This window comes from Streptosporangium sp. H16, from assembly GCF_051918855.1.
GTDB lineage: Bacteria > Actinomycetota > Actinomycetes > Streptosporangiales > Streptosporangiaceae > Streptosporangium.
This window is the reverse complement of record NZ_JBPXMD010000004.1, coordinates 34,973-61,056: the sequence shown is the minus strand read 5'-3', so window position 1 is coordinate 61,056 and position 26,084 is coordinate 34,973. Positions and strand designations below refer to the sequence as shown.

The following is a 26,084-nucleotide window of genomic DNA, read 5'->3' as shown; positions in this document are numbered from 1 at the left end:
CCGCGTGCGACGGATTTCCGGGCAGGTCAAGAGGCCGTCCCAGAGTGCCGGGCGGCGACGGCGTCGATCTCGGCGTGGATCTCCTTCTTGTCCGCCGGGTCCATCGACGAGGCCTCGACGGCGTTGCGGGCCAGGGTGGTGAGGGTCTCGCGGTCCAGGCCCAGCCGGTCGGCTGCGACGCGATACTCGCGGCTCAGGGTGGTGGCGAACATGGGCGGGTCGTCGCTGTTGAGGGTGACGAACAGGCCCTCCTCGATCATGCGGGGCAGCGGGTGCTCCTCGACGCGGGCGACCTGGCCGGTGCAGACGTTGGAGGTGGGGCAGACCTCCAGGGGGATCTGGGTCTCGCGCAGGTGGGCGACGAGGCGGGGGTCGTCCACGCAGGAGGTGCCGTGGCCGATCCGCTCGGCGCCCAGGAGGTCGAGGGCCTCCCAGATGGTCTCCGGGCCGGTCATCTCCCCCGCGTGCGGCAGGCTGCGCAGCCCGGCGGCGGTGGCGGCGCGGAAGGCGTCCGCGAAGACGTCGCGGTACTTCGGGCGTTCCTGCTCGATTCCGGCCAGCCCGAAACCTACCAATGCCTGGGGAGGTTCCCGCAGCGCGTGGTCCAGGGTGACCCGGGCCGCCTCGGCTCCGTACTCGCCGGGGATGTCGAACACGTACGCCATCCGCACCCCGTGCTCCTCGCGGGAGCGCCGGGCGGCCAGGTCGAGCGCCTCGGTGACCTCCCGCATCGGCATGCCGACGACGTGGTGGGCGTACGGCGTGACGGTCAGCTCGACGTGGCGGCCGTTCTGCCCGGCGAGGTCGGCGGCCAGGCCGAGCACCAGGGTCGCCACGTCCTCCGGCTCGCGGACCAGGGCGTTGACCGCCTGGTAGATCCGGGCGAAGTGCGGGAAGTCGGTGAACCTGTAGAAGGCCCGCAGCTCCTCCTCGTCCGTGGGGACACCCCCGTCGGGATGGCGGCGGGCGAGCTCCAGCACGGTGGGGACCGAGGCGGAGCCGATCAGGTGGACGTGGAGCTCGACCTTGGGCAGGGCGTCGATGAAGGCGTCGATCGTCATGCGGGGACCCTACGCACGCCACCCCCGGACGCGAAAGCCATTTCCCACGAATCTAACTCTAAAATGTAAGCTTTCATCGACAAGGGGCTGGGAATTGCCCGGGGAGATGTCCTCCCGCTCACCGGCCGTCTGGCGCATAGTGGGGGCAGGCACCTCGACACCCCTCACGGAGGCTTCCCGTGTTCGAGCGCTTCACCGACCGTGCCCGCCGTGTCGTGGTCCTGGCACAGGAGGAGGCCAGACGACTGCGCCACGGCCACATCGGCACCGAGCACATCCTGCTCGGACTGGTCCTCGAGCAGGACGGCGTCGCCGGTCGCGCCCTGCGCGCCTCCGGCATCAGCGGCGAGCGCGTCAGGAACGACGTGGAGGAGATCATCGGCAGGGGCGACAAGAGCCCCGGCGGCCACATCCCGTTCACCCAGCGCGCCAAGAAGGTGCTCGAACTGTCCCTGCGCGAGGCGCTCGGCCTGCACCACACCTACATCGGCACCGAGCACATCCTGCTCGGGCTGATCCGCGAGGGCGAGGGCGTGGCCGCCCAGGTGCTGACGGGGCAGGGCGCGCGCCTTGAGGCCGTACGCGCCCAGGTGATCTCGCTGCTCGGGCGGCGCGACCCCGAGCGCGCGGTGACGGCGGAGGAGGGCTTTCACGTCATGGGAGCGACGTTCTCCGCCAGGCTGGAGCGCATCCAGGAGAGCCTGGACCGGATCGAGCGCAGGCTGGACGCCATCGAGACCTCCCGCGACACCGGCGACGCCTCCCGCGACGGCACCACCGCCGGCGGAGACGACGGCGACGCCGGTACGCCCCGGGACGATGACGACGTCTCCGGCGCGCCCCGCGCCCCGGAGTCCCCGCCCCAGGAGGGACAGGCCTCCTGAGGCGGGAACGCGGAAGAGTGCGGCCTCCCCGCTTCGGGACCCCTGAGCGATCTCGAAACGGGAAGGCCACGCGATGGGGTCAGCTCGGGGATGCCGTCGCCATCACGCCCACGGCCAGCCTGGCCTCCACCACGCCGGGGTCCTCGGTGTAGCTCAGGGTCGCGCCGAGCGAGACCAGGAGCCTGCGCATGCGCACGTTGTCGGACAGCAGGGTCGCCCTGACCTCGGCGAAGCCCAGGTCACGGGCCTGGCGGACGAGCATCCCGGCCAGGGCCGTGCCCAGCCCCCTGCCCTGCCAGCGGTCCTCGACCAGGAACGCCATCTCGGCGATGCCGGGATCCGGGGTGAACATCAGGTTGGCGAGACCGACGACCTGGCCGTCGTGTCCGGCGACGATCGAGTGGCCCCGGCTGCGGTCGCAGAGCCGGTCGAAGACCTTCGGCGGCAGCACCGGCATCGAGGTGAAGTAGCGGAACCTGCGGGCCTCCGGCGAGCAGCGGTCGTGCAGGTCGCGTACGGCCTCGCGGTAGAGCCGGGTGAGCGGGCGGACACTGACCTCGACGCCGTCGGAGAGCGTGATCTCGCGGTCGGTCCCGGACTGCTCGACGGGGGGCTGCGCGAGGCGGACGAAGGAGGCCGCGCGTGCGGCCTCGGTCAGGGTGAACGGCAGCTCGGCCCGGCGGATCCTGATCGCGCGGCGCGGGGCCACGGGCACGGTCAGCAGGGTCGGGTCCGGAAGATCGCTCATCTCAGCACCGTAGACCCAGCGGGAGTCGTCGGCGCGCAGCAGCTCCCCCAGCAACTCGGGCAGGCGCCAGGGCGTCATGCGCAGCCGGGAGGCGAGGAGCAGGACGCGGGTGGGCTCGTCGGTCAGCTCGTGGGCGGTGGCGGTGACGACCTGGACCCGGCGCCCGCCGGCGGCCTCCAGCGCCTCGCGCACCGCCTCGGCCCCGGCGGGGATGTCCGTGACGAACTCGTCGACCGTGCCGTCCACGTCGGTCTGCACGCTCAGACCCAGGATGTTGCCACCCTTGGCGGCGAGCGCGGCGGCCAGCGAGGCGAGCCGTCCCGGTCGCTCGTCAACGGTCGTACGAATCCTCAGAAACCCCATCAAATGCTCCCTCTGTTGAGGGATAGCCTTTCCTGACACTGTTACGGGACTGCTACACATGAGTGAGCCCATCGTTACGTCTGGGGAGATCATTCGTTACGCGGCAGTACGGCGTTTCTACAACGGTTTCCGTTGACAGGCACACCCAGATAGACGGATATAGCAGGATATGAGGCCATGAGCACGCGCGTTCCCCTGGCCGGGGACTTCGTCAACGGAGACGTCTCCTTCTGGTACCGCTCCCTCGGCATCCCCTCCCCCAGTGCCCCTCTCGCCGGGGACCTCGACGCCGACGTGGCCATCGTCGGCGCCGGCTACACGGGCCTGTGGACCGCCTACTACCTGAAGAAGGCGAGCCCCGGCCTGCGGATCGTCGTGCTGGAGAAGGAGTTCGCCGGGTACGGCGCCTCCGGGCGCAACGGCGGCTGGCTGGTCGGCGAGCTTGCCGGCACCCCCGAGCGCTACGCCAGGACGCACGGCGCGGACGCGGCCAGGCGGCTGCAGCGGGTGATGTTCGAGACCGTCGACGAGGTCGTCGCCGTCGCCGAGGACGAGAAGATCGACGCCGACATCGTCAAGGGCGGCGTCACCACGGTCGCCACCAACACCGCCCAGGACCGGCGGCTGCACCAGTTGCTCGCCCACGAGCGCCACTGGGGCTGGACCGAGGAGGACGTGCGGCTGCTCGACCCCGCCGAGCGGGAGGAGCGCCTGCGGGTGGACGGCGCGGTCAGCGCGATCTGGAGCCCGCACTGCGCCAGGATCCAGCCCGCCAAGCTGGCCAGGGGCCTGGCCGAGACCGTGCGGAACCTCGGGGTGGAGATCTTCGAACGCACCCCGGTCACCGAGATCGCCCCGCGCGAGGCCCGCACGCCGTACGGCACCGTCCGCGCCGAGTACGTCATCCGCGCCACCGAGGGCTTCACCGCCGAGCTGAGGCAGTACCACCGGACATGGCTGCCGATGAACAGCTCGATGATCGTCACCGAGCCGCTGGGCGCGCTGTGGGACGAGATCGGCTGGGCGGGACACGAGCTGCTCGGCGACATGGCGCACTACTACATGTACGCCCAGCGCACCGCCGACGGCAGGATCGCGTTCGGCGGGCGCGGCAAGCCCTACCTGTACGGATCCCGGGTGGACGACCGGGGCCACACCCACGAGTGGACGATCGAGGCGCTCTGGGAGCTGCTGACCGAGATGTTCCCCGCGCTCAGGGCCTCTCGGGTGGCGCACGCCTGGTCCGGGGTGCTCGGGGTGCCCCGCGACTGGTGTGCCACCGTGCACGTCGACCACACCACCGGCATCGGCTGGGCGGGCGGCTACACCGGCCACGGGGTGACCACGACCAACCTCGCCGGCCGTACCCTGCGCGACCTGATCCTGCGCGAGGACACCGAGCTCGCCTCCCTCCCCTGGGTGGACCGCAAGGTGCGGGGCTGGGAGGTGGAACCGCTGCGGTGGATCGGCGTGCACACCATGTACGACCTCTACCGCCGGGCCGACGCCAGAGAGAAGGCCGGCCTCGGCCGCACCTCGGTGCTGGCCCGCGTCGCCGACTCCATCACCGGACGCTGAACGCCGGGGAAACGGGCCCGGCCGACACCGCACGCCGGATGTCCGACGCCGGACGCCGGTGGACGCCCGGAGAAACCTCACGCTGGACCTCGGCCGGTCGAGCGTGCAATGTGAGTGATCAAGCGGCACCCCGGGGCGCCAGCGGCATCCGGGCCACCGACAGAAGGATGGTGCAACAGTGAGCGACCTGCTCTTCCGTGGCGGCCGGGTCTTCCTCGCCGCCGACGCCTTCGCCGAGGCGGTACTGGTCCGGGACGGCCGTGTCGCCGCCGTGGGCGCGGAGTCCGACGTCGCGGGCCTGGCCGCCCCCGGCCACGAGACCGTCGACCTGGACGGCGGGCTGCTCACCCCCGGCTTCACCGACGCGCACCTCCACCCGGTGCAGGCGGGCCTGGAGCGGGCCAGGTGCGACCTGTCCGCGGTCTACGGCCTGCCGGAGTATCTGGAGCGGATCACCGCCTACGCCGGATCCCACCCGGACCACGAGTGGATCGACGGCGGCGGCTGGGACATGTCGGCCTTCCCCGGCGGCCTGCCGCACCGCTCCCAGCTCGACGTCGTCGACCGGCCGGTCTACCTGATCCAGCGCGACCACCACGCCGCCTGGGTGAACAGCCGGGCCCTGGAGCTGGCCGGGATCACCCGCGACACCCCCGACCCCGTCGACGGCAGGATCGAGCGCGACGCCGACGGCACGCCGAGCGGCGTGCTGCACGAGGGCGCGATGGACCTGGTCGGCCTGCTCACCCCGCGCCCCACGGCGAAGGACCTGCACGACGCGCTGATAGACGCCCAGAACCACCTGTTCTCCCTGGGCGTCACCGGCTGGCAGGATGCCATCGTCGGCTCCTACGCGGGCTACGACGACCAGCTGCCCACGTACGTCTCGGCGGCGGCCTCCGGCGCGCTGCGTGCCCGCGTGGTGGGCGCGCTGTGGTGGGACCGGGCGCGCGGCGCCGAGCAGATCCCCGAGCTGCTGGAACGGCGCCGCTCCGCCGAAGGCCTGGAGCGGTTCCGCGCCGGCTCGGTGAAGATCATGCAGGACGGCATCACCGAGAACTTCACCGCCGCGGTGATCGAGCCCTACTGCCGCTGCGGCGGCACCGGCCTGTCGTACGTCGACCCGGCGCTGCTGAGGGAGTACGTCGCCGAGTTGGACCGGCACGGCTTCCAGGTGCACTTCCACGCCATCGGCGAGCGGGCCGTCCGCGAGGCGCTGGACAGCCTCGAGGGGACCGACCCGGCCAACCGGCACCACATCGCGCACCTGCAGATCGTCGAGCCGTCCGACGTGCCGCGCTTCGCCAAGCTCGGCGTGACCGCCAACCTGCAGCCGCTCTGGGCCACCCACCACGCCCAGATGGACGAGCTCACCCTCCCCTTCCTGGGCGAGGAGCGCTCCGCCTGGCAGTACCCGTTCGCCGACCTGCGGCGCAACGGCACCCTGTTCTGCGCGGGCAGTGACTGGCCGGTCTCCGACGCCGACCCGATCCAGGGCATGCACGTGGCCGTCAACCGCACCGAACCCGGCGGCTCACTGCACGCGGGCTACCCGACGGCGCAGACCCCCTTCCTGCCCGGCCAGAGCCTCACCCTGGCCACCGCGCTGACGGCCTACACCGCGGGCTCGGCCCGGATCAACCACGACGACGACGCGGGCACCATCGTCCCCGGCAACCGCGCCGACCTCGTCGTCCTGGACCGCGACCCCTTCACCGAACCGGCCGCCGACATCTGGCGCACCAAGGTCGCCATGACCTTCGTCGACGGCCAGGAGGTCTACCGCCGCTGACCTCTCCCAGCGGTGAGCAATGCGCCGGAATTGTCGCCATGGCCCGTTACGCTCTGCGGCATGACTACTCGGTTCACGGCCCGGGTCGCGGGAGTGGCGGAAGACCACGATATGGAGTGCCTGTCCGCCGGTGTCGCCGAAAGCGACGACGGCGACGGTATGGAGATGATCTTCCAGTGCGGCCTGTCCGAGGACGAGGAGGAAGACGTCGAGGAGTCGGAGATGGACAGCCACTGCCTGGTCGTCACCGGCCAGGCGACCGCGTACGGGGCCGTCAGCGAGATCACTCTTCGTGACAGGGTGCTTCGCGTCGTCATCGCTCCGCACGCGCTGGAAGAGCTGGGTCTTGACGACTCCGAGATCGAAGCGGTCCTCGAAGTCGACGATGAGGTGATCGACCAACTCCGGCTCGCTCTGCGACGCATCATGGCCTACGGCCCGGTTGACGCCCGCCCGGCAGTCGTTCAGCTGTGACAGTGCCGCCGAGCTTCCGTTCGGTGGTGTTCAGGACGCGGGCGACCGTCCCTCCTCCCACGCCGGATCACGGTCGGTGCCCCCTCGGGCATACACCCGTTCGGTTTCGGCGAGCAGCTCTTCGACTCCCTTCGCTCGGCCCACCCCGAATCGGGGCCGCCGCCCGGCCCGTCTCCTTCAGGAGCCGTGAGCCCCAGGTCTACCTGCGCCGGCCGAGCGACGTCCGGAACCGCACGGGCAGCCGGTCGAAGCAGATGTGGCGGCCGTTCTCGTAGAAGCGCCGGGGCTCGCCGAAGAGCTCGTAGCCGGGGTGACGGGCCAGCTCGCGCAGGACCACGAGGAACTCGGTGCGCGCGAGCTGGGCGCCGATGCAGAAATGCACGCCCGTCCCGAAACCGAGGTGGCGTACGAGGCCCCGGTCGAGCCGGAACCGCTCCGGGTCGGGAAACTCGGCGGGGTCGCGGTTGGCGGCCCCGGCGAGCAGGATGACCCGCGATCCCCGGGGAATGGTGACGCCGCCGACCTCGACGTCCCGGGTGGTGAGCCGGGTGCCGTGGTCGACCGGTGTCCAGAGCCGCAGCGTCTCCTCGACGGCGGCGGGCATCAGCTCGGGCCGCTTGCGCAGCCGGTCCTGCAGGCCGGGTTCGCGGGCCAGCTGCCACAGCAGGTGCGACAGGGCGTTCATCGAGGTCTCGTGGCCGGCGACGGCGAAGCCGACCATCATGACGTGGAGTTCCTCGTCGGTGACGGGCCTGCCGTCGATCGTCTCGCGGACCAGCGTGGACAGGTAGTCGTCGCCCGGTTGTTCCCTGGCCCGGCGGATCTCCTCCTGGAACAGCTCCGCGAACTGCGGCCAGAAGCCCTCCGCGCTCTCGTCGCTCGGCATGCGCGCCCAGGTGTTGCTGGTCAGATCGCGGATGCGGCGCTGCGCCGCGTCGGTGAAGCCGACCGCGAGCGACACCACGGCGAGCGGCAGCGGCACCGCGAGCTCGGCGACGAGGTCGCCGCAGCCCCGCGCGACGATCGGCTCGACCAGGTCGGCGACCAGGCGGCGGAGTGCGGGTTCGAGCTGCCGCGCCCGCGCCGGGGTGAAGGGGGGTCTCATCAGGGTGCGGAACGCGGTCTGCCGGGGCGGGTCGTACTCCAGCGGCGCGAAGGGCGGCGTGCCCGGGGCGCGGGGGAAGAAGACCCCCGAGGCCGAGCTGAAGGTCTCGTGGTCGCGCAGCGCCGCCTCCACGTCGCGGTAGTGCGACAGGATCCACACGCCGCCGTACGCGCGGGAGAAGGCGACCCGCGACCGGCTGCGGATGCCGCGGTGGACCAGGCAGGCCAGGTCGGGGTCGAAGCGTGGATGGTGGTGGTCGAAATCGGAGATCAGCTGCTCGACGACGTCCTCTTCTCGCTCCGCCTTCACGGCTGCTCCCTCGGTTCGAAGATCGTTGGATGCCGGGGACGGGAACCACGAGTCCCGCGGGGGTGCCCCCGGACACCGGCGGCGACGCGGGGACGGCTCATCGCGCGTCCCACGAGGACGCCCCGGGGTGCAGGTGGCCGAAGGGGTGGACGTCGGCGGGGTCGTAGGTCTCGTCCACGATCCACTTGACCATCCTGCGCAGCGGCTCGATGGCGTCCTGCGGCAGCTCGGCCCGCACCCGGGTGGCGTAGCCGAGGGACACCAGCCGCTGAGCGCCGTAGAGCGGCACGACGTCGCGCAGCTCCCGCTTGAGCGCCTCGGGATAGACGCCCACGGTCTGTGTGTAGGCGTTCATGCCGCGCACCGCGTCCCAGGCCGAGTCGACGGGCACCACGTTGACCACCCGGCCCGACAGCGAGGGGTGGAACTCCACCGGCTCGGGCAGCCGCGAGACGATGACCGCGCCCTCGTCGCGGCGCCCGCCGATCACGTCGTACCAGTCGGCGCTCGCCCGGATCGCGAGCAGGTCGGCGCGCAGCCCCGGGTCGAACCGCCTGGCCGCCGTGCTGACCTGCTCGGGGAGCCGGAGGATCTCCTCGTACAGCAACCTGCCCCAGCGGGCGGCCCGGTCGACGTCGGTGACGGCGTAGACGACGCGGGCGTTGAAGCAGCCGAGCTGGTTGAGCGCGCCGACGTCCACCGCCGCCAGCCGGGCGGTCTCGGCCATCCGCTCGTCGTCGGCGAACGCCTCGGGGCCGATGACGGTGGCGCTCAGCTTCGGGTCGAGGGAGATCAGCTCCAGGCCCGGCCTGACGTAGCCGGTGACGTGCCGGATGGAGGCCAGCCCGCCCCAGGCCACGATCTTCTCGACGTGGGCCGGCTGGTAGAGCCGCCGCTCGAACGCCTCGGAGCCGCCCTTCCAGTAGACGACCGCGAGATGGCGGGTGAGCGGGTGGTCGGGGGCCATCTCGGCCATGGTCCGCGCGATCGCGAGCGCGGTCAGCGGGTCGTTCGACGGCGTCTTGACGATGGCGTCGCCGCGGGTGACGGCGTTGCGGATCACGGTGAGCGCGGCGATGACCGGGCTGTTGCCGGCGATGACGTGCACGGTCCGCGCGCCGAGGGCGCGGACCGCCGCGCGGCCCCCGTCCGCGGTGGGCACTTCGTGCCACCCGTCCAGGTGCCCGGCCCCGATGGTCCGCTCCACCACGGCCCGCACCGCCTCCGGGCGGAACAGGCCGGGCAGCTGCTCGTACGACGCGGCGAGCAGTGGCGGGGTCATGTCCGACCACGCGGCCGACCGTTCGAGGGCCTCCCTCAGCAACGCGTTGCGCGACAGCGCGAGGCGCGGCCCGAGCTCGGCGAGGAAGCCGACGACGTCGTCGACGCGCAGCGCGTTCAGGTCCCGCATGCGCGCCGGGTCGCCCAGCGGCAGCCGGTCGAGCAGGCCCATCGGGTCGGGGGCGAGGAAGGACGTCTCCGGTCCCCGGCCGGTGAAGGGGACCAGGCCGGTGTCGACCGTCTCGCCCCGGATGAAGGCCGGGATCGTCAGCTCGGCCCCCACGGCCCCCGCGGCCTCCCGCCGTGCCCGCTCGTTCCCGGCCCGCGTCTCCCCCCGCGTCCGGTCGTCTCCGCGGCCGTCTCCGAGCCGGTCCTCCCGCCGTGCCCCGTCGCCGCCGACCCGGGTCCCCCGCCGTACCCCGTCGTTCCCGGCGAAGGTCCCCTCCCGCCCCGCGCTCATGCCAGCGCCCCGTTGAGGAACTCCAGGGCCTCGGTGAGCGCCTCGGGGGTCGCGGCACATGTGATCTTGTCGTCGCCGCCGCCGTTGCCGCCGAACCTGCCGATGGCGGTCGACAGGCCCGGCGTGGTGCGCCCGCACCGGCACGCCGACCAGTCGACCGTGACCTCGTCGCCGGAGACGAACCCGCCCCAGTGCACGTCGGCCATGAGGTCGAGGAAGGCCGCCCGTCCCGTCCGCACCCCGCTGCGCGGCAGCGGATCCCCGGTCTCCGGGTCGAGGACGTAGAGGATCACCCAGGGCTCGATGTGGTAGCGATCCGCGTCGCAGAGCAGGTTGACCGCCATCACCTCGGTCATCGCGTAGCAGAGCCGCACCCGGGGCACCCCGAAGAAACGCCCGACCGGCTCCGCCCAGTCGGCCGGCAGCGCCGTGCCCTTCGCTCCCCCGCCGGAGAAGACGAACGAGTCCGGCGCGAAGACGGACTCGATGCCCCGGACCAGCCCGGCGGTCGCCATGGCGTGGTGGACGCTCCACAGGCCGAGCGAGGCCACGCGCCGCCCGCCGAGCGTGTCGGCCAGCTCCTCGACGAACCGCGCCATCCCGGCGCCGGTGGCCCGCTGCGCCTCCTCGAACTCCGCGCGGCGCGCCTTCAGCGCCGGCGGGATCTCCAGCCGGTCGACCTCGCCCCTGGCCGCCGCGGCGCGCAACCGGCCGGCGAGGAACATGACGTCGGCGCTGAGCGAGCCGGGGTGCAGGGCGTGGAACCGGTCGGGGGTGTCCGCCATCTGCTCCGCCATCGCGCCCGCGTGCCGGTCGATCCCGCCGCGCCCGGTGCGAAATCCCGGCCAGACCACGTCCATGGGTTCCCGCCACGGCACGCCGTCGGGAAGCGCGTCCAGGCGCACCGTGCGGTACAGGGCCGCGTACTCCTGGCGGGTGTGCGGGACGAACGACATCGTGCCGGACGTACCGGATGAGTGGGCCAGCCGCAGGTCGGTCCGGGCGTCGAGGAGGTCCAGCCACGCGTCGATCGAGTCGCAGCCGGAGAAGTCGACGCCGCCGAGGTCGACGGTGGTGAGCCTGCCGAGCCAGGTCGCCAGCTGGTCGAACCGGTTGTCCAGGAGCAGGGAGACGGGATACGACTTGTAGACCGTGTGCGGGAAGAGCAGGGGCGCCGCGTCGTCCAGCGTCCCGATCTCCCCGATGCGCTGCTCGTCGGCGATGGTGCGCAGCACCGGGATCCGGTCGCGGAGCTCGGCGTAGCGCATCCGCAGCGCGGCGAGCTGCAGCGCGGCCAGCCGGTCGGGGGCGAGCGTGTGCATCCGCCATCGCGAGGGCCCGAAGAAACCGACGGGATCCTCCGCGAACAGGCGTACCTCGGTGTCCGCCGTCATGGGTCACTCCTTCGCTGCTCGGCCAGATAGTCGGTGATGTCGGAGACCGTGGGGCGATTCCACAGCAGGCTCATCGGCAGGCTTATCCTCAGCCGCTCGGAGAGCGTCCGGCGCAGCATGACCGCCAGCAGCGAGTCGACGCCGATCTCCGCGAGCGGGCGCCGCACGTCCACCGCCTCGGGGTCGGTACGCAGGGCGGCCGCGACCGCCCGCCGCACCTCGTCCCGCAACAGGTCGACGAGGGGGGCGCCGGACAGGTCCCGCCAGTCGGGGCCCTGGTCCGCGCCGGGGGCCGAAGACGGGCCGGGGGCCGGAGACGGGCCGGGGTCGCCGGCCAGGTCGCGCAGCAGCGGCGGCCGGAGGATGCCGGGGGTGACGGGCAGGACCCGCAGTACCGCCAGCTCGGCGTTGCCGGCCGGCCCTTCCGCGACCAGCGACTCCCACGCCAGGAGCGCCTCCTCCGGGGTGATGTCCGCCGTGCCCCGGGCACGCAGTTCCGCGTCGACGACCGCCGAGGAGGCCGACATGCCCAGGCCGCGCCAGCTCGTCCAGGCGAGGGAGAGGACCGTGTCGTCTCCCCCGGCTCGCCGGTGCCTGGCCAGGCCGGATAGGAAGGCGTTCGCCGCCGCGTACGAGGCCTGCCCCGGGAGACCCAGAAGCTGCCCGGCGGAGGAGAAGAGCACCAGGAAGTCCAGCGTCCCCGGCGGGAACGCCTCGTGGAGCGCGAGTGCCCCGGCCACCTTGGGCCGCATCACCGCCCGCAGCGCCTCCTCGTCGTACGCGCGCAGCAGCCGGTTGTCGACCACGCCCGCCGCGTGCACCACCCCGCGGACCGGTGGCAGGCCGAGCGTGCCGGGGTCGGCCAGCCGGGCGAGGCCGGCAGTGTCGGCAGTGTCGGCTACGTCCGCGGCGACCGTCCGCACGGTGACGCCCCTCGCCTCCAGGGACATGACCGCGTCGATCGCGTGCCGCGTCACCGGCTCGCGGACGGCGTCCCACCGGTTTCGGGGAGGCAGGGCGGTACGGCCCAGCAGGAGCAGCCTGCGGGCCCCCCGGTCGGCCAGCCATCCCGCGACGCGCAGGCCGAGGGCGCCCAGGCCCCCGGTGACCAGGTAGGTGGCCCCGGCCCGACAGAGCGGGCCCGTCCGCGCGGGCCGCCGTCCCGTGACACGCTCTCGCGCCTCGGGGCGGTAGGGCACCAGGCGGGCGCCGCTCGCGGCACCGTGCTCGACGGCGACGACGTCCTCCCGGAACCGGCTCCCCAGCAGCCGGACCAGGGCAGAGAGGTCGTCGTCGCCCGGTTTCCCCGGCAGGTCGACGAGACCGCCCCACACCTCGGAGTACTCCGTGGCGGCCACCCGCGCCAGTCCCCACAGCGCCGTCTGCGCCAGCCCCGCCGCGCTCTCCGGTTCCCTGGCCGAGGAGGTGACGCACCACAGCCGGGCCCGGCCCGCCTCGCCCAGCAGCCGCGCGGTCTCCGCCAGGCGCGCGGCCAGCCGGGTCGCGGTCGCCGCGATGTCCTGACCGGTCTCCATCGGGTCCGTCACGGACGGCGCGGGCGGCAGCAGGACGACCGCGTCGTCCTCCGTCAGGCCGAAAAGCAGCTCGCGGAGCCCGTCGAGCCCGTCGCGTCCGGGGACCGTGTCGAACCGGATGCCCCGCCGCGTGAGAAGCCCGCCGAGAGCGTGCGCGAGGCCGTCCCCGTCACCCGGCGCCATGCTCGCGCCTGTTCCGACCAGCACCACCCGGTGCGGCGCCACTCCGGGCGCGCCGTCCGGTGCCAGGGCCAGCGGTTTCCAGACCACCTCGTGCAGGAGGTCGCCGGTCCCCGTTCCCGCCGCCGGGTCCGGCTCGGGCTCAGGGGTGGTGTAGCGCACCTCGCGCAGGACGGCCACCGTCCGTCCGCCGAGGGTGGCGACACGGATGTCGACCGTGTCCGGCCCGGTGGTGGTCACGCCGACCAGCACCCTCTGCTCCGCGGGCGGGTCCGTGACCAGGGTCGCCTCGGCGATCCGCACCGGCATGCGCAGCTCGGCGCGGCCCGCCGGGGCGATGGCCACGACGCCTCCGGCCGAGAACGCGGCGTCCAGGATCGACGCCCAGGTCGGCCGGGGCAGGGTGCCTTCCGGGTCCGCCGCCACCAGTGCCGTCAGCGTGCCCGGGCCACGGCGCAGTTCCTCGATCCGCCAGGGGAAGCCCATCGCCGCCACACCGGCCCCGGCGAGCGTGTCCACCACCCAGCCGGCGTCGACGACCTCGTCATCCGGCCCCCCGCCCGGCCCGTTGTCCGGCTCACCGCCCGGCGTGCCCGCCGGTTCACCGGCCGACCCGTTGTCCGGCCCCTCGTCCGGCTCGCCACCCGGCGCGCTCACCGATCCACCGGCCGGTCCGTTCTCCGGCCCGTCACCCGGTCCGGCGTCCGGCCCGCCGCCCCGCCGGGCCGCCTCCACGTCGCCGGACGCCTCGGGCCCGTCGCCGAGCAGGGCGGCGCAGTGGGTGAGCCACCCTTCGCCGGGATCCCGGTGGCCGTGGTCCGCGCCGGGTTCCGGAAGGTGGTCCCAACGGCCGGCGCCGAGGCGGGAGGAGAGCCTGAGCGTCCCGTCCTGGTGAACCACCTGGAGCTCGCGCGACACGGCCGTGGTGACGGGCACCCGCATCTCCACCTCCCTCAGTGTGCCCGCCCCGCCCCGCCCGGCCCCCTCGGCCTCGCGGATCGCCGTGGCCGCCTCGAGGAAGGTGTTCAGCAGCACGGCCGCGGGCACGATCTCCGTACCGCGCACGGGATGGGCGCCGGGGAACGGCCGGGTGGAACGGTCCAGCGCCGTCCGCCACACATCGACCCGGGAGGTGGCGAACACCGCCGTCCGCGCCCCCAGCAGGGTGTGGCTCTCCGGGGCGTGAGGTCTCCCTGCCGTCTCGGGAAGCTCGTGCCCGGCCCAGTGGGGCACGTGCAGCCAGGCGTTCGCCGGCAGGTCGACGAGCTCGCCCGCCCCCTGGAGCACGGTCCAGTCAACCGGTACGCCATGGCAGTGCAGCAGGGCGACGTTGCCCGCCATGGCGCGGAGTCCGTCCTCGCCACGACGGAGGCTGTGCGCCACGACGACGTCCTGGATCCCCACCGACCCGAGCGTCTCCACGATCGAGTGGCACACCACCGGGTGCGCGGAGACCTCCAGGAACGTCCGGTGGCCGTCCTCGGCCGCGGCGAAGACGGCGTTCGCGAAGAGCACCGGGTCGCGCAGGTTGGTCTCCCAGTAGGAGGCGTCCCGCGCGGCCGGGTCGCGGGGGTCGGGCAGCGCGGTCGTGTAGAGCGGGACGGCGGGCCCGGCCGGGCGCAGGCCGGTGATCGCCGCGCGCAGGCCGGCCCGGAGCGGGTCCATCTGCGGGCTGTGGAAGGCGACGTCGGAATCGACCCGCCGGACCTCGACGCCCTCGCGCGCCCAGCGCGCGGCCAGCCGTTCCAGCGCCTCCGGCGTACCGGCCACCACCGTGGAGTACGGTGAGGCGGCGACGGCCGCCGACACCGTGCCGGCACTCGCCACCTGGCGGGCCACCTCCTCGTACGGCAGCGAGACCATGGCCATCGCCCCGCGTCCGGTGACCCTCGACAGCAGCCGCGAACGGCGGCAGACCAGCCGGGCCCCGTCCGCCACGTCGAGCACGCCGGCGGCCACGGCGGCGGCGATCTCCCCCACCGAATGGCCGATCACGGCCGCGGGCCGGACACCGGCGGAACGCCAGAGCGCGGCGAGCCCCGCCTGGACGGCGTACAGCAGCGACTGGACGCGCCCGGTGCCGCCCAGCTCGCCCGCCCGGATCGCCAGAACCGGGGAGAAGCCCATCTCCACCTGGTAGATCGGGTCCAGCCGTTCGATCACCTCCGCGAAGGCGGGCTCCGCGTCCAGCAGGTCCCGGCCCATGCCCGCCCACTGGGCACCGTGGCCGGAGAACACCCACACCGGGTCGCGTCTCCCGCGCGGCGGCACCCGGGCGGAGACGACGCCCCGGGGCGTGCCGGGGGTGTCGCGGGCCAGGGAGCGCAACCGCTCGACGAGCTCCGTCCGGTCCGCGGCCACCACGGCCGAGCGGGCCGTCAGGTGGGACCGGTGACGGGCCAGCGTCCCGCCCACGGACGCCAGGTCGGCCCGGTCATGGGCGTCGAGCCAGTCGGCGAGCCGTCCGGCGGCCAGGCGCACGGCGGCCGGATTCGCGCTCGACAGCGGGTACACCCGCACCGGCGCGCACCGCGGGACCGGCTCGGGGGCCGGGTCGCGGGTCTCCGGGAACACGACGTGGGCTGCGGGGACGGCGTCCCGGACGGCGCCTCGAACAGTGCCTTGGACGGCGCCTTGGACGGCGCCCCGGATGGTGTCCTGGACTGCGCCTCGGACGGCGCATCGAACGTCTTCTTGGAGAACGAGGTGCGCGATCGTTCCGCCGTACCCGTATCCGGCGACTCCCGCGAGCCGGGGGCGGCCGGTGGAGGGCCACGGCGTCGTCACGGTGACCAGCCGAAGGCCGTTGTCATCCCATGGAATGGCCGGGTTCGGCCCGGACAGCATCGGGGTGGCCGGGATGACACCGTGCCCGATCGCGAGCACCGCCTTGATGAACCCGGCGACCCCGGCGGCGGCCTCGAGGTGCCCGATGTTGGGCTTCACCGCGCCGACCAGGCAGGGCACTCCGGTCGCGCGGCCGGTGCCGAGCACCGAGGCCAGCGCGCCCGCCTCGACGGGATCGCCGACCGGAGTGCCCGTTCCGTGGGCCTCGACGTAGTCGACCGTGTCCGGGCGGACGCTTGCGCTCCGGTAGGCGCGGCGCAGGAGATGCTCCTGTGCCTCGCGGCTGGGAGCCATGATGCCCTCGGTCCGGCCGTCCTGGTGCACGGCGCCACCGATGATCACGGCGAGGACCCGGTCTCCGTCGCGCCGGGCGTCGCCGAGCCGCTTGAGGACCACGACCCCGGCTCCCTCACCCCGCCCGTACCCGTCGGCCCGCGCGTCGAACGCCTTCGAGCGCCCGTCGGGGGAGATCGCTCCCGCGGCGTCCAGGACCACGCTGTATCCGGGGCCGGCCAGCACCACGACCCCACCGGCGAGCGCGAGCGGGATCTCGCCGAGCCGGAGGCTCTGGCACGCCTGGTGGATCGCCACCAGGGAGGACGAGCAGGCCGTGTCCAGCGCCACGCTCGGGCCGCGGAGATCGAGCGCGTGGGACACGCGGTTCGCGACGCCGCAGTGCGAGGCGCCGACCCCCGTCCACGCCTCGATCCGCGGCAGGTCCTCCAGCAACCGGCGCCCGTAGTCGTCGGCGGCGACGCCGGCGAAGACGCCGGTGTCGGATCCGGCGAGGTCCGCGGGCGGGATGCCGGCGTGCTCCAGCGCCTCCCAGGCGACTTCGAGAAGGATGCGCTGCTGGGGGTCCATCAACCGCGCCTCGCGCGGCGAGATGCCGAAGAATTCACTGTCGAACCCCGATATGTCGGACAGGAAGCATCCGCGGGCCGTGGTCCGGCGGAGGACCGCCGCGTCCTCGGGGCCGCGGTCCGCGTAGCGCGCCCACCGGCCGGCGGGAACCTCGCCGACCGCGTCGCCCTCGTCGAGCAGGAATCTCCAGAAAGCCGCCGGGGAGTCGATCCCCGCGGCGAACCGGCATCCGAGGCCGATCACCGCTATCGGTTCGTGGGCGGTGGGCACGCGAGCCTCCCTTCCGGGGGTTCCGACGGAGACGAAAGGCTCCTGGCGTGGCCGGAGAATCACGCCAGGAGCCTTTTCGACGTCAACGGTTCGCCAAACCCGGGCGGACCGTCAAAGGGCCTTCAAAGGGCCGTCAACAGGTCAGAGCTTCACCCGGTTGCCGTCCCAGATGTCCTTCTCCCAGATATCGCCGAAAAGCCAGTTTCCCGGGGCGTCGGGGTCGAGGCTCGTATAGAACTCCTTCCACGCGGTGACGAGTTCGTCGACCGAGAGATTTCCGTTTCCGTTCACGTCGAGCCTCGCGAAGGAGATGCGGCTGTTCTCCTCGGACGTGCCGAACGCCTTGTGGAACCTGGCGAACTCCTCCGCTCCGACCGTGCCGTTGTCGTTCTTGTCGCAGAGGTTCCACAGGGCCTGCGCGGCCGGCCGGAACGCCGTCTCGAAGCCGCTGGGATCGTCGATCCAGGCCTGCCGCATGCCCTCCCTGAACTCCTCCGGGGTGATCTTGCCGTCGTGGTCGGCGTCGAGCTTGCCGGTGAGATGCTGCCAGAACTGGCCGAAGCTGCGGAGCAGCTCAAGGGCCTTGGGCGAGTCGAAGGGCTCCTCGAGGTAGGCGATGACGCGCGCGCCGAGCGCGATGCAGTCGGCCATCTCCAGGATGCCGTCGTCGTTCTGGTCGCCGTGTCCGAAGCACACGTCGTACTTTCGCTCGATGAGGTCGCGTTGCAGGAGTTCCACCACCGTGACACCACTTTCTCGCCGATGGCCGCGAAGAATGACGGCCGATTTGAATTCGACGACGGCTTGTCGCCGCCGGTATTGCCAGCGATGAATAATGAGCGCAGGGGGGACGCCCACGGTTCACGTCATTTCCGTGAGCATCGAGTTTCCCCTGATCAGCGGCACCTACGGTTGATTATTATTGCGTCAAACGGGCGCCGTCAAGACGGCTGATACATTTCTTTTGCGGACTGGAAAGGCCGCGTATCACCCGATATATCACTACAAAGAATAGAAATTAAATGGACGTTCATCGCAGCCCTCGGGCGCGCCGACCGGCCACGCCCGCGACCGGTCCCGCCGTCCGTACGGCCCTCGCCGCCCCCGGCGGGCACGGCGATCTTATGGTGGGGACGAACCGCGACCTGAGGAGCCTTCGTGAACGACCTGCCCATCTGCGCCACCTGCGGGGTCCAGTACGCCGCCCCCCGGGAGAACTGCCCGATCTGCGAGGACGAGCGGCAGTACGTCGGCTGGGAGGGGCAGCGCTGGACCTCCCTGAACGAGCTGCGCGCGACCGGGCACCGGTCACTGGTCGCCGAGGAGGGCACCGGGGTGGTCGGGGTTGGCACCGACCCCGCCACGGCCATCGGGCAGCGGGCGCTGCTGGTCCGCACGCCCGGTGGCAACGTGCTGTGGGACATGGTCACCCACCTCGACGACGAGCTGGTCAGGCAGGTCACCGAGCTCGGCGGGATCGACGCCATCGCGATCAGCCACCCGCACTTCTACGGCTCGATGGTGGAGTGGGCGCACGCCTTCGACGCGCCGATCCACATCCACGCGGCCGACCGCGAGTGGGTGGGCCGCCCCGACGACTCCGTCGTGTTCTGGGAGGGCGACACCCACGAGATCCGCGAGGGGCTGACGCTGATCAACGCGGGCGTCCACTTCGACGGCGGCCAGGTCATGCACTGGCGCGACGGCGAGGAGGGCCGGGGCGCCCTGTTCTCCGGCGACATCCTCCAGGTGGTCCAGGACCGCCGCTGGGTCGGTTTCATGTACAGCTACCCCAACCTCATCCCCGAGCGGCCCGGCACGATCCGCCGCGCCCTGTCGCTGCTGGAGCCGTACTCCTTCGAACGCGTCTACGGCGGCTGGTGGAAGCGGATCGTGCACACCGACGGCGCCCAGGCCGTCCGCCGCTCCGCCGACCGCTACCTCTCCTACGCCCTGGACGACCGACCGAGGTGAGAGGAGCCTCTCACCGATGAGGCACCGGATCAGAGCCTCCGTGGTGAGAGACCGGAAAAGGGATCCGGGTCTCTCACCACGGGGAGCTCCGGGAGGGCCTCAAGACCCGGGCTCAGAAATACTTCGAGGTGAGGTCGGCCGTCGGCCAGGAGGTCACCGCGCGCGCCGTCTGGCTGAGGAGCGGGTCGATCACGTCGAAGTCGGGCGATCCCTCCTCCTCGCGGCGGTTGAACGTGGCGCAGTAGGAGATCCCGCCGCTCAGCCGGGCCAGGTAGGTGAACGTGCCGGGCATCGAGCCCGAGTGCCAGGTGTTGATGCCGCTGCCCGAGGTCCGGACCCACCAGCCGCCGCCGTACCAGGACCCGCCGGAGTTGACGCCGGTCTCCGGCTTCGCGAACAGCTTCGCGATCGAGGTGGCGTTCAGGACCGGACCGGCGGCGTCGAAGACCATCGCGAACTTCACCATGTCGACCGCCGAGGCGGTCCAGCCGCCGTTGGCGTCCTGGTTGGGCATGTTGAAACCGCCGTAGGGGTACGGCACGACGGTGCCGGAGCCGTCCACGACGGATTTGTTGGTGTACTTCGAGACGTAGTTGACCTCGCCCGTCGGCGACTCCGCCCGCAGGCTGCGGCCGAGCCGCATCCTGGTGACCCCGGCGGGCGCGAGGAGTCTCTGCTTGACGTACGACTCGTAGCTCGTGCCGGAGACCTTCTCGATGATCCGCCCGAGCAGCGCGTAGCCGTAGTTGCAGTAGACCATCTTGGAACCGGGGTCGAAGTCGAGGGGGCGGGCCGTGGAGTAGCGGATGATGTCGGCGTGGCCGATCGGCAGCGGCACGTCGAGCGCGGCGGAGATCGTGTGGTCCAGCCAGAGCCGGTCCTTGGAGACCGCGGTGTCCCAGCCGCCCAGGTGCTGCATGAGCCTCAGCACGGTCACCTTGGCCAGCCTGGGGTCCGCCGCCGCCGAGAGCCCGAGCAGCGTGGTGACCGGGGCCGAGAGGCTGAGCCTGCCGTCCTGGACCAGCCGCATGATCGCGGCGCAGGTGATGTGCTTGCTCAGGCTGGCGACGCGGAACAGCGAGGTCGGCTGCACGCGCGCGAGGATCGGCACGTTCTGGGCGTTGCGCACCGAGTACGTCCCGTACCCGCGCGCCAGCAGGATCCTGCCCTTCCGCGCGACCGCGAGCTGCGCGCAGCCGATCTCGCGCTCCGTGATGTACTTCTTCATCACGTCGTCGAAGCCCTTCAGCGCCGCGGGGACGACCCCGCTGACGAGCGGCTCCCTCGCCGCCGCCCGCGCGGGCCCCGCGCCCAGGGCGAGCGCGGGCACGGCTCCGACGCCCGCCTGGAGGAACCGCCGTCGCGTGACCCCGTTCTTGCCTGCCGTCACTGGTGACCCCCACGTCACATAAGCATCAGGAAGCCCCATATATTACGGATCTTCCTGATACTTCGTGCGGATGATCAGGACGACTCCCCGGCCCGCGACCGCCGCGACCGCCGCGTCCGCCCCGGGGACGGCGCGATCGGCCGCGCAGACCGGCGAGGCACCGGAACGCGACCCCCGGGCGAGGCGCCGGAGCAGGGCCTCCGTGGTGAGAGACCGGGAAAGGGATCCCGCTCTCTCACCACGAGGAGCTCCGGGAGAACCTCGAGACCCGGGCCCGGAAATACTTCGAGGTGAGGTCGATCGTCGGCCAGGAGGTCACCGCGCGCGCCGGCAGGATCCTGCCCCTCCGCGAGCCGCCGGCCACGAACACACGCCCGTGCGCGCGGTCTCCTACTCGAAAAGGGTGTGCCGCTCACCGCGCCGGCGTCTGCGGGCGATCCGGATCCCGACCACCACGATGTCCACCACGGCGACGACCGCCGGCACGGCCAGGGCCACGGCGAGCGCGGTGATCCCGGCCCACGCCGACAGGAGGGCCAGAGCCGTGCACACCACCAGGCCGAAGACCGCCAGGAAGAGCCGCAGATTCAGCGCGCTCTTCGGGTGGTCGTGCGTTCCCGTCTTCTCGTCCATAAGGTCACCTCCGGGCAACCTCGCTCCCCTCGGCTCTCGTGTTCGCGCGAGGGGGTGTGACCCGTCTCGTACCCAGGACGTCCCGCGCCACCCCCGTGGCGCCCCCGCGCCACCCCCGCGCCGCCCCCGTGGCGACCGCGCCGGTTCACGGCGGGTTCTCCTCCTCCATCGCCTCCGCCACAAGGGGTCACGACGTGGCGGGCCCACCGGGGCCGACCGCCGGATTCCGTATCCCGGCGATGTCATTAGACAATCTTGCCCTCTTTTGGGCTCTTTGGGGCTTATGTCGGGTATATCACCATAAATACGCTTTGGCGGGACATCGAAAACTACGGGAGACCGGTAAGGGGGAATGGGGCATGACGAGACCCACAAGTCTGGAACACCACCCCGATCTCATCGAGATGCGGGAAAGGTACGAACGAGCAGGCTCCAGTTCGATAGCCCAGGTCATCGAAGGCCTGAGCCTCCTGGCGGGCCTGTATCTGGCGATCTCACCCTGGGTGGTCGGCTTCAACGGCCTGTCCAGACTCACCGTGAGCAACCTCGTCACCGGCATCGCGGTCGCCGCCCTGGCCCTCGCCTTCGCGTCCGCCTACGGCCGGACGTACGGGATCAGCTGGGTCGCGCCGGTCATCGGGATCTGGACCATCCTGGCTCCCTGGATCACCGGCTCGGCGACGAGGGGGAGCATCTGGAACAACGTCATCACCGGCATCGTCATCCTGCTGCTCGGCCTGGGAGCCGCGGCGATGGCCTCCAAGAAAATGACCAACATGTCGCAAAGAAGAGGCATGTCCCACATGGGCGACACGTCCAACAGGTCAGACATGCCGCACAGGCCCGACCTGCCCAACAGGCCCTAGTCGGGGCGCGGCGCGCGGCGGAGGCCGCCCCGGGAGCACCCGGCGAGTCGCGGCCACGGCACGCGAAAGACCCCCGTGAGGATCTCCCACGGGGGCCTTTCAGGCGTGCGTGCCGGTGCCGCCGGACCGTACGGGCGAGGACCCGGCTAGTAGATCGGGCGCGAGGAGGAGCGCAGCCGCTCCAGGGCCTCGGCCAGGATCTGCGCACCGTCCTTGTCGCTGCGGCGTTCCTTCACGTACGCGAGGTGCGTCTTGTAAGGCTCGTTGCGCGGCGGCGCGGGCGGGTTGGCCTCGTCCTGACCGGCGGGGAGGCCACACCGGGGGCAGTCCCAGAACTCGGGAACGGCCGCGTCGCTGGCGAAACTGGGGCGCGTCTCATGCATGTTCGCGCACCAGAAAGGCACCCGAACACGGGGGGCCGCCTCGCCGCGCTCCGCCTCCCCCATCGGGCCGGCACCGACACGGCTGCCACGGATCGCGTTGCCACTACCCACGGATGAACTCCTTGCTCGATGGCCCCGACGCTTGGGGATGCGGGGACTGAACCACTGTCACGCCTGTTGAAGCAGCCGGGTCAGGGCCGCAGAAGCAGGCCCAGCGCGATGATGCAGACGAACCAGACGACACCGGTGATGACGGTGAGCCTGTCAAGGTTGCGCTCCACCACGGAGGAGCCTCCGAACGACGACGAGAAACCGCCACCGAACAGATCCGAGAGACCACCGCCCTTGCCCTTGTGGAGCAGGACGAGCAGCATCATCAGCAAGCTCGACAGGATGAGGGCGATGGAGATTCCGATTGTCACCGTTGACCTGTTCCCTATGTGCGCGTGACCCGCGTCCGGGCACGACCCGTGATGTACGCCGAAGGCGTGACGATTCAAACTTGCTCTAAGAGGGTATGACGTGCTGTCAAGTCGTACCCACCGAATGGCTCAGTCAGCTCGACAATTCGCCAAAACGGCAAATCTTGACGAACTCCCCGGGGTCGAGGCTCGCGCCACCGATCAGGGCACCGTCGACATCAGGCTGGGCCATGATGCCGGCGATGTTGTCAGACTTGACCGACCCACCGTAAAGGATACGGACACCGGCGGCCACTTCGGCGTCGTACAGCTCGGCGAGTCGCGCCCGGAGTGCCCCGCAGACCTCCTGCGCGTCGTCCGGGGTGGCCACCTCGCCGGTGCCGATCGCCCACACCGGCTCGTAGGCGAGCACGACGGAGGCGGCCTGCTCGGCGGTGACCTTGCGGAGCCCGCCGTCGAGCTGGGCGACGCTGTGGGCCACCTGGCCACCGGCCCTGCGCACCTCCAGGCCCTCCCCCACGCACAGGATGGGGGTGAGCGAGTGCCGGTAGGCCGCCTGCACCTTGGCGTTGACGACGTCGTCGTCCTCGCGGTGGTACTGGCGGCGCTCGGAGTGCCCGGCGAGCACGAAGGTGCAGCCGATCTTGGCGAGCATGGCCCCGGAGATCTCACCGGTGTAGGCGCCGCCGTCGTGCTCGGACAGGTCCTGCGCGCCGTAGACGATCCGCAGCTTGTCACCGTCGACCAGGGTCTGCACGCTGCGCAGGTCGGTGAACGGCGGCAGCACGGCCACCTCGACCCGGTCGAAGTCCTTGTCGTTCAGCGCGAAGGCGAGCTTCTGGGTGTGCGCGATGGCCTCGAGGTGGTTGAGGTTCATCTTCCAGTTGCCTGCCATGAGCGGCTTGCGAGGTGTGCTCATCGTTCGCTCACCACTCCTTGTTCACTGCGCGGACGGCGTCGGTCGTCGACCGGCCACTCCGCTCACCGCGTGGGTTCACTTCTACCGCTCCAGCGCCACGAGTCCGGGGAGGGTCTTGCCCTCCAGGTATTCAAGGCTGGCCCCGCCACCGGTGGAGATGTGCGAGAACCCGTCCTCGTCCAGGCCGAGCCTGCGCACGGCGGCGGCCGAGTCTCCACCGCCGACGACGGTGAAGGCCTCCGAGGCGATCAACGCCTCGGCGACCGCGCGAGTTCCGCCGGAGAAGGCCTCGAACTCGAAGACGCCCATCGGGCCGTTCCAGAACACCGTCCTGGCGTCGGCCAGCTTGCCCGCGAACAGCTCGCGGGTGCGCGGGCCGATGTCGAGTCCCTCGCGGTCGGCCGGGATCGCGGTGGCGTCGACCACCTCGTACTCGGCGTCCTCGGCGAACTCGACGGCCGCCAGGACGTCGACCGGGAGGACGATCTCCACGTCGCGCTTGCCCGCCTCGTCGAGGAAGCCGCGCACCTTGTCGAGCTGGTCCTCCTGGAGCAGCGACTTACCGACCTCGTAGCCCTGGGCCTTCAGGAAGGTGTAAGCCATGCCGCCGCCGATGAGGAGCCGGTCGACCTTGGTGAGCAGGTTGCCGATGACGCCGAGCTTGTCGGAGACCTTGGCACCGCCGAGCACCACGGCGTACGGCCGCTCGGTCTCGTCGGTCAGCTTCCTGAGCACCTCGACCTCGGCCAGGACCAGCCGGCCCGCGGCGTGCGGCAGCAGGCCGGGCACGTCGTAGACGCTGGCGTGCTTGCGGTGCACCGCGCCGAAGCCGTCGCCCACGTAGATGTCGGCGAAGGCGGCCAGCCTGGCGGCGAACTCCGCCCGCTCCGCGTCGTCCTTGGACTCCTCGCCCGCTTCGAAGCGCAGGTTCTCCAGGAGGGCCACCTGGCCGTCCTGGAGTGCCCCCACGACCTCCTCGGCGGAGGTACCGACCACGTCGGTCGCGAAGGCGACGTCGGCGCCCAGGAGCTCACCCAGCCGCTTGACGACGGGGGCCAGGGAGTATTTCGGGTTCGGCTTGCCCTTGGGGCGTCCCAGGTGCGCGACGACGACCACGCGGGCACCCCGGCCCGCGAGCTCCTTGATCGTCGGCACCGAGGCGCGGATGCGTCCGTCGTCGGTGATGACGTCCCCCTCCAGGGGGACGTTGAGGTCGGCGCGCACCAGGACGCGCCGACCCTCCACGTCGAACTCGGAGATGTCCTTCATCAGAGGTCGGCGCCGACCAGCTCGATGAGGTCGACGAGACGGTTGGAGTAACCCCACTCGTTGTCGTACCAGCCGACGACCTTGACCTGGTTGCCGATCACCTTGGTGAGGGGCGCGTCGAAGATGCAGGACGACGGGTCGGTGACGATGTCGGAGGAGACGATCGGGTCCTCGCTGTAGGTGAGGTAGCCCTTGAGCTCGCCCTCGGCCGCGGCCTTGAGCGCGGCGTTGACCTCCTCGACGGTGGTCTCGCGGCCGACCTCGACGGTGAGGTCGGTGGCCGAGCCCGTGGGGATCGGCACGCGCAGCGCGAAGCCGTCGAGCTTGCCCTTGAGCTCGGGCAGCACCAGGCCGATGGCCTTGGCGGCGCCGGTCGAGGTCGGCACGATGTTGATCGCGGCGGCGCGGGCGCGGCGCAGGTCGCTGTGCGGGGCGTCCTGCAGGTTCTGGTCCTGCGTGTAGGCGTGGATCGTGGTCATCAGACCCTTCTCGATACCGAAGGTGTCGTTGAGGACCTTGGCCATCGGCGCCAGGCAGTTGGTGGTGCAGGAGGCGTTGGAGATGACCGTGTGGCTGGCCGGGTCGTACTTGTCGTGGTTGACGCCCATCACGACGGTGACGTCCTCGTTCTTGGCCGGGGCCGAGATGATGACCTTCTTGGCGCCGTTCTCGGCGTGCACGCGGGCCTTGTTGGCGTCGGTGAAGAAGCCGGTCGACTCGACGACGACGTCCACGCCCAGGTCGCCCCAGGGCAGCTTGGCGGGGTCGCGCTCGGCGAACGCCTTGATCGTCTTGCCGTCCACGATGATCTCGTCGGCGGTGCTCTTCACCTCGTACGGCAGGCGGCCGAGGATGCTGTCGTACTTCAGCAGGTGGGCGAGCGTGGCGTTGTCGGTCAGGTCGTTGACCGCGACGATCTCGATGTCCTTGCCGCTGGCAGCGACCGCGCGCCAGAAGTTGCGGCCGATGCGGCCAAATCCGTTGACGCCTACGCGGATGGTCACGGTGCCGATCTCCTCGTACGTCGGTGCGCCGGTCTCTCGGATCGGCGACTTGGGGCGGGCTGAAACCTCAACCACGAAC

At 71.6% G+C, this 26,084-nt stretch carries 19 protein-coding genes and 1 pseudogene; 6 read left to right on the top strand and 14 right to left on the bottom strand.

Features of this window, described 5'->3' with window-relative positions; genetic code table 11:
* Window positions 1-26 precede the first annotated feature (26 nt).
* Window positions 27-1,061, bottom strand: a complete 1,035-nt coding sequence (gene add, locus ACTOQ2_RS08370; protein WP_440099122.1) for an adenosine deaminase — start codon at window positions 1,059-1,061, stop codon at window positions 27-29.
* Between the two features lie 179 nt (window positions 1,062-1,240).
* Here add and ACTOQ2_RS08365 point away from each other — a divergent pair.
* Window positions 1,241-1,666, top strand: a pseudogene (locus ACTOQ2_RS08365) (Clp protease N-terminal domain-containing protein); the annotation flags it as partial.
* A gap of 358 nt (window positions 1,667-2,024) precedes the next feature.
* On the opposite strand, the gene ACTOQ2_RS08360 reads toward ACTOQ2_RS08365, so the two are convergent.
* Window positions 2,025-3,056 (bottom strand): GNAT family N-acetyltransferase, encoded by a 1,032-nt coding sequence (locus ACTOQ2_RS08360; RefSeq protein ID WP_440099121.1) that lies wholly within the window; start codon window positions 3,054-3,056, stop codon window positions 2,025-2,027.
* A 177-nt stretch (window positions 3,057-3,233) separates the two neighbouring features.
* Between ACTOQ2_RS08360 and ACTOQ2_RS08355 the strand changes: the two genes are divergently transcribed.
* The 3 genes from ACTOQ2_RS08355 to ACTOQ2_RS08345 all read left to right on the top strand — a co-directional run bounded on the left by ACTOQ2_RS08355 (window position 3,234) and on the right by ACTOQ2_RS08345 (window position 6,900).
* Entirely contained in the window at window positions 3,234-4,634 is a 1,401-nt protein-coding gene (locus tag ACTOQ2_RS08355) for an NAD(P)/FAD-dependent oxidoreductase (RefSeq protein ID WP_440099120.1), read from the top strand.
* 178 nt (window positions 4,635-4,812) lie between these two features.
* On the top strand, window positions 4,813-6,426 hold the full coding sequence (locus ACTOQ2_RS08350; RefSeq protein WP_440099119.1) for an amidohydrolase: 1,614 nt from the start codon (window positions 4,813-4,815) through the stop codon (window positions 6,424-6,426).
* Window positions 6,427-6,486: 60 nt separating this feature from the next.
* The gene (locus tag ACTOQ2_RS08345) at window positions 6,487-6,900 is read left to right on the top strand and encodes an Imm10 family immunity protein (protein ID WP_440099118.1); all 414 of its coding nucleotides are present in this window, start codon (window positions 6,487-6,489) and stop codon (window positions 6,898-6,900) included.
* 199 nt (window positions 6,901-7,099) lie between these two features.
* Here ACTOQ2_RS08345 and ACTOQ2_RS08340 read toward each other — a convergent pair whose 3' ends face one another.
* From ACTOQ2_RS08340 to ACTOQ2_RS08320, 5 genes are all read right to left on the bottom strand, one after another.
* Window positions 7,100-8,314 carry a cytochrome P450 gene (locus ACTOQ2_RS08340; protein WP_440099117.1) on the bottom strand — a complete coding sequence of 405 codons (1,215 nt, stop codon included), beginning with the start codon at window positions 8,312-8,314 and terminating at the stop codon, window positions 7,100-7,102.
* A 97-nt stretch (window positions 8,315-8,411) separates the two neighbouring features.
* Window positions 8,412-10,055: an acyl-CoA reductase gene (locus ACTOQ2_RS08335; RefSeq protein ID WP_440099116.1), complete on the bottom strand. Its 1,644-nt coding sequence runs from the start codon at window positions 10,053-10,055 to the stop codon at window positions 8,412-8,414.
* Window positions 10,052-11,449, bottom strand: coding sequence for a hypothetical protein (locus ACTOQ2_RS08330; protein WP_440099115.1), 1,398 nt, complete (start codon window positions 11,447-11,449; stop codon window positions 10,052-10,054). The genes ACTOQ2_RS08335 and ACTOQ2_RS08330 overlap by 4 nt, the downstream gene beginning before the upstream one ends.
* Window positions 11,446-17,145, bottom strand: a complete 5,700-nt coding sequence (locus tag ACTOQ2_RS08325; protein ID WP_440099114.1) for a type I polyketide synthase — start codon at window positions 17,143-17,145, stop codon at window positions 11,446-11,448. The genes ACTOQ2_RS08330 and ACTOQ2_RS08325 overlap by 4 nt, the downstream gene beginning before the upstream one ends.
* Before the next feature lie 141 nt (window positions 17,146-17,286).
* Window positions 17,287-17,883 (bottom strand): EF-hand domain-containing protein, encoded by a 597-nt coding sequence (locus tag ACTOQ2_RS08320; protein ID WP_440099113.1) that lies wholly within the window; start codon window positions 17,881-17,883, stop codon window positions 17,287-17,289.
* A 420-nt stretch (window positions 17,884-18,303) separates the two neighbouring features.
* Between ACTOQ2_RS08320 and ACTOQ2_RS08315 the strand changes: the two genes are divergently transcribed.
* On the top strand, window positions 18,304-19,119 hold the full coding sequence (locus tag ACTOQ2_RS08315) for a hypothetical protein (protein WP_440099112.1): 816 nt from the start codon (window positions 18,304-18,306) through the stop codon (window positions 19,117-19,119).
* A gap of 112 nt (window positions 19,120-19,231) precedes the next feature.
* Here ACTOQ2_RS08315 and ACTOQ2_RS08310 read toward each other — a convergent pair whose 3' ends face one another.
* Window positions 19,232-20,509, bottom strand: a complete 1,278-nt coding sequence (locus ACTOQ2_RS08310) for a serine hydrolase domain-containing protein (RefSeq protein WP_440099111.1) — start codon at window positions 20,507-20,509, stop codon at window positions 19,232-19,234.
* Between the two features lie 390 nt (window positions 20,510-20,899).
* Window positions 20,900-21,142 carry a DUF6343 family protein gene (locus tag ACTOQ2_RS08305; protein WP_440066014.1) on the bottom strand — a complete coding sequence of 81 codons (243 nt, stop codon included), beginning with the start codon at window positions 21,140-21,142 and terminating at the stop codon, window positions 20,900-20,902.
* Window positions 21,143-21,501: 359 nt separating this feature from the next.
* On the opposite strand from ACTOQ2_RS08305, the gene ACTOQ2_RS08300 reads away from it, so the two are divergent.
* A complete protein-coding gene (locus ACTOQ2_RS08300) occupies window positions 21,502-22,008 on the top strand; it encodes an SPW repeat protein (RefSeq protein WP_440066013.1) in 507 nt (168 codons plus the stop codon).
* A gap of 146 nt (window positions 22,009-22,154) precedes the next feature.
* On the opposite strand, the gene ACTOQ2_RS08295 is transcribed toward ACTOQ2_RS08300, so the two are convergent.
* The 5 genes from ACTOQ2_RS08295 to gap form a co-directional block, all read right to left on the bottom strand.
* Window positions 22,155-22,502, bottom strand: a complete 348-nt coding sequence (locus tag ACTOQ2_RS08295; protein ID WP_012892502.1) for an RNA polymerase-binding protein RbpA — start codon at window positions 22,500-22,502, stop codon at window positions 22,155-22,157.
* Window positions 22,503-22,582: 80 nt separating this feature from the next.
* Window positions 22,583-22,813, bottom strand: coding sequence for a preprotein translocase subunit SecG (gene secG / locus ACTOQ2_RS08290; protein WP_030905020.1), 231 nt, complete (start codon window positions 22,811-22,813; stop codon window positions 22,583-22,585).
* Window positions 22,814-22,946: 133 nt separating this feature from the next.
* Window positions 22,947-23,732 carry a triose-phosphate isomerase gene (gene tpiA, locus ACTOQ2_RS08285; protein WP_440099110.1) on the bottom strand — a complete coding sequence of 262 codons (786 nt, stop codon included), beginning with the start codon at window positions 23,730-23,732 and terminating at the stop codon, window positions 22,947-22,949.
* Between the two features lie 81 nt (window positions 23,733-23,813).
* Entirely contained in the window at window positions 23,814-25,001 is a 1,188-nt protein-coding gene (locus ACTOQ2_RS08280; RefSeq protein WP_440099109.1) for a phosphoglycerate kinase, read from the bottom strand.
* The gene (gap, locus tag ACTOQ2_RS08275) at window positions 25,001-26,005 is read right to left on the bottom strand and encodes a type I glyceraldehyde-3-phosphate dehydrogenase (RefSeq protein ID WP_362685673.1); all 1,005 of its coding nucleotides are present in this window, start codon (window positions 26,003-26,005) and stop codon (window positions 25,001-25,003) included. The genes ACTOQ2_RS08280 and gap overlap by 1 nt, the downstream gene beginning before the upstream one ends.
* Window positions 26,006-26,084: the final 79 nt, after the last annotated feature.

What these genes read in the sequence shown, in the direction of transcription:
- add (WP_440099122.1), bottom strand. Translation starts at nt 1,061, where the DNA reads ATGACGATCGACGCCTTCATCGACGCCCTGCCCAAGGTCGAGCTCCAC.
- ACTOQ2_RS08360 (WP_440099121.1), bottom strand. Translation starts at nt 3,056, where the DNA reads ATGGGGTTTCTGAGGATTCGTACGACCGTTGACGAGCGACCGGGACGG.
- ACTOQ2_RS08355 (WP_440099120.1), top strand. Translation starts at nt 3,234, where the DNA reads ATGAGCACGCGCGTTCCCCTGGCCGGGGACTTCGTCAACGGAGACGTC.
- ACTOQ2_RS08345 (WP_440099118.1), top strand. Translation starts at nt 6,487, where the DNA reads ATGACTACTCGGTTCACGGCCCGGGTCGCGGGAGTGGCGGAAGACCAC.
- ACTOQ2_RS08335 (WP_440099116.1), bottom strand. Translation starts at nt 10,055, where the DNA reads ATGAGCGCGGGGCGGGAGGGGACCTTCGCCGGGAACGACGGGGTACGG.
- ACTOQ2_RS08330 (WP_440099115.1), bottom strand. Translation starts at nt 11,449, where the DNA reads ATGACGGCGGACACCGAGGTACGCCTGTTCGCGGAGGATCCCGTCGGT.
- ACTOQ2_RS08305 (WP_440066014.1), bottom strand. Translation starts at nt 21,142, where the DNA reads ATGGACGAGAAGACGGGAACGCACGACCACCCGAAGAGCGCGCTGAAT.
- ACTOQ2_RS08300 (WP_440066013.1), top strand. Translation starts at nt 21,502, where the DNA reads ATGACGAGACCCACAAGTCTGGAACACCACCCCGATCTCATCGAGATG.
- tpiA (WP_440099110.1), bottom strand. Translation starts at nt 23,732, where the DNA reads ATGAGCACACCTCGCAAGCCGCTCATGGCAGGCAACTGGAAGATGAAC.
- ACTOQ2_RS08280 (WP_440099109.1), bottom strand. Translation starts at nt 25,001, where the DNA reads ATGAAGGACATCTCCGAGTTCGACGTGGAGGGTCGGCGCGTCCTGGTG.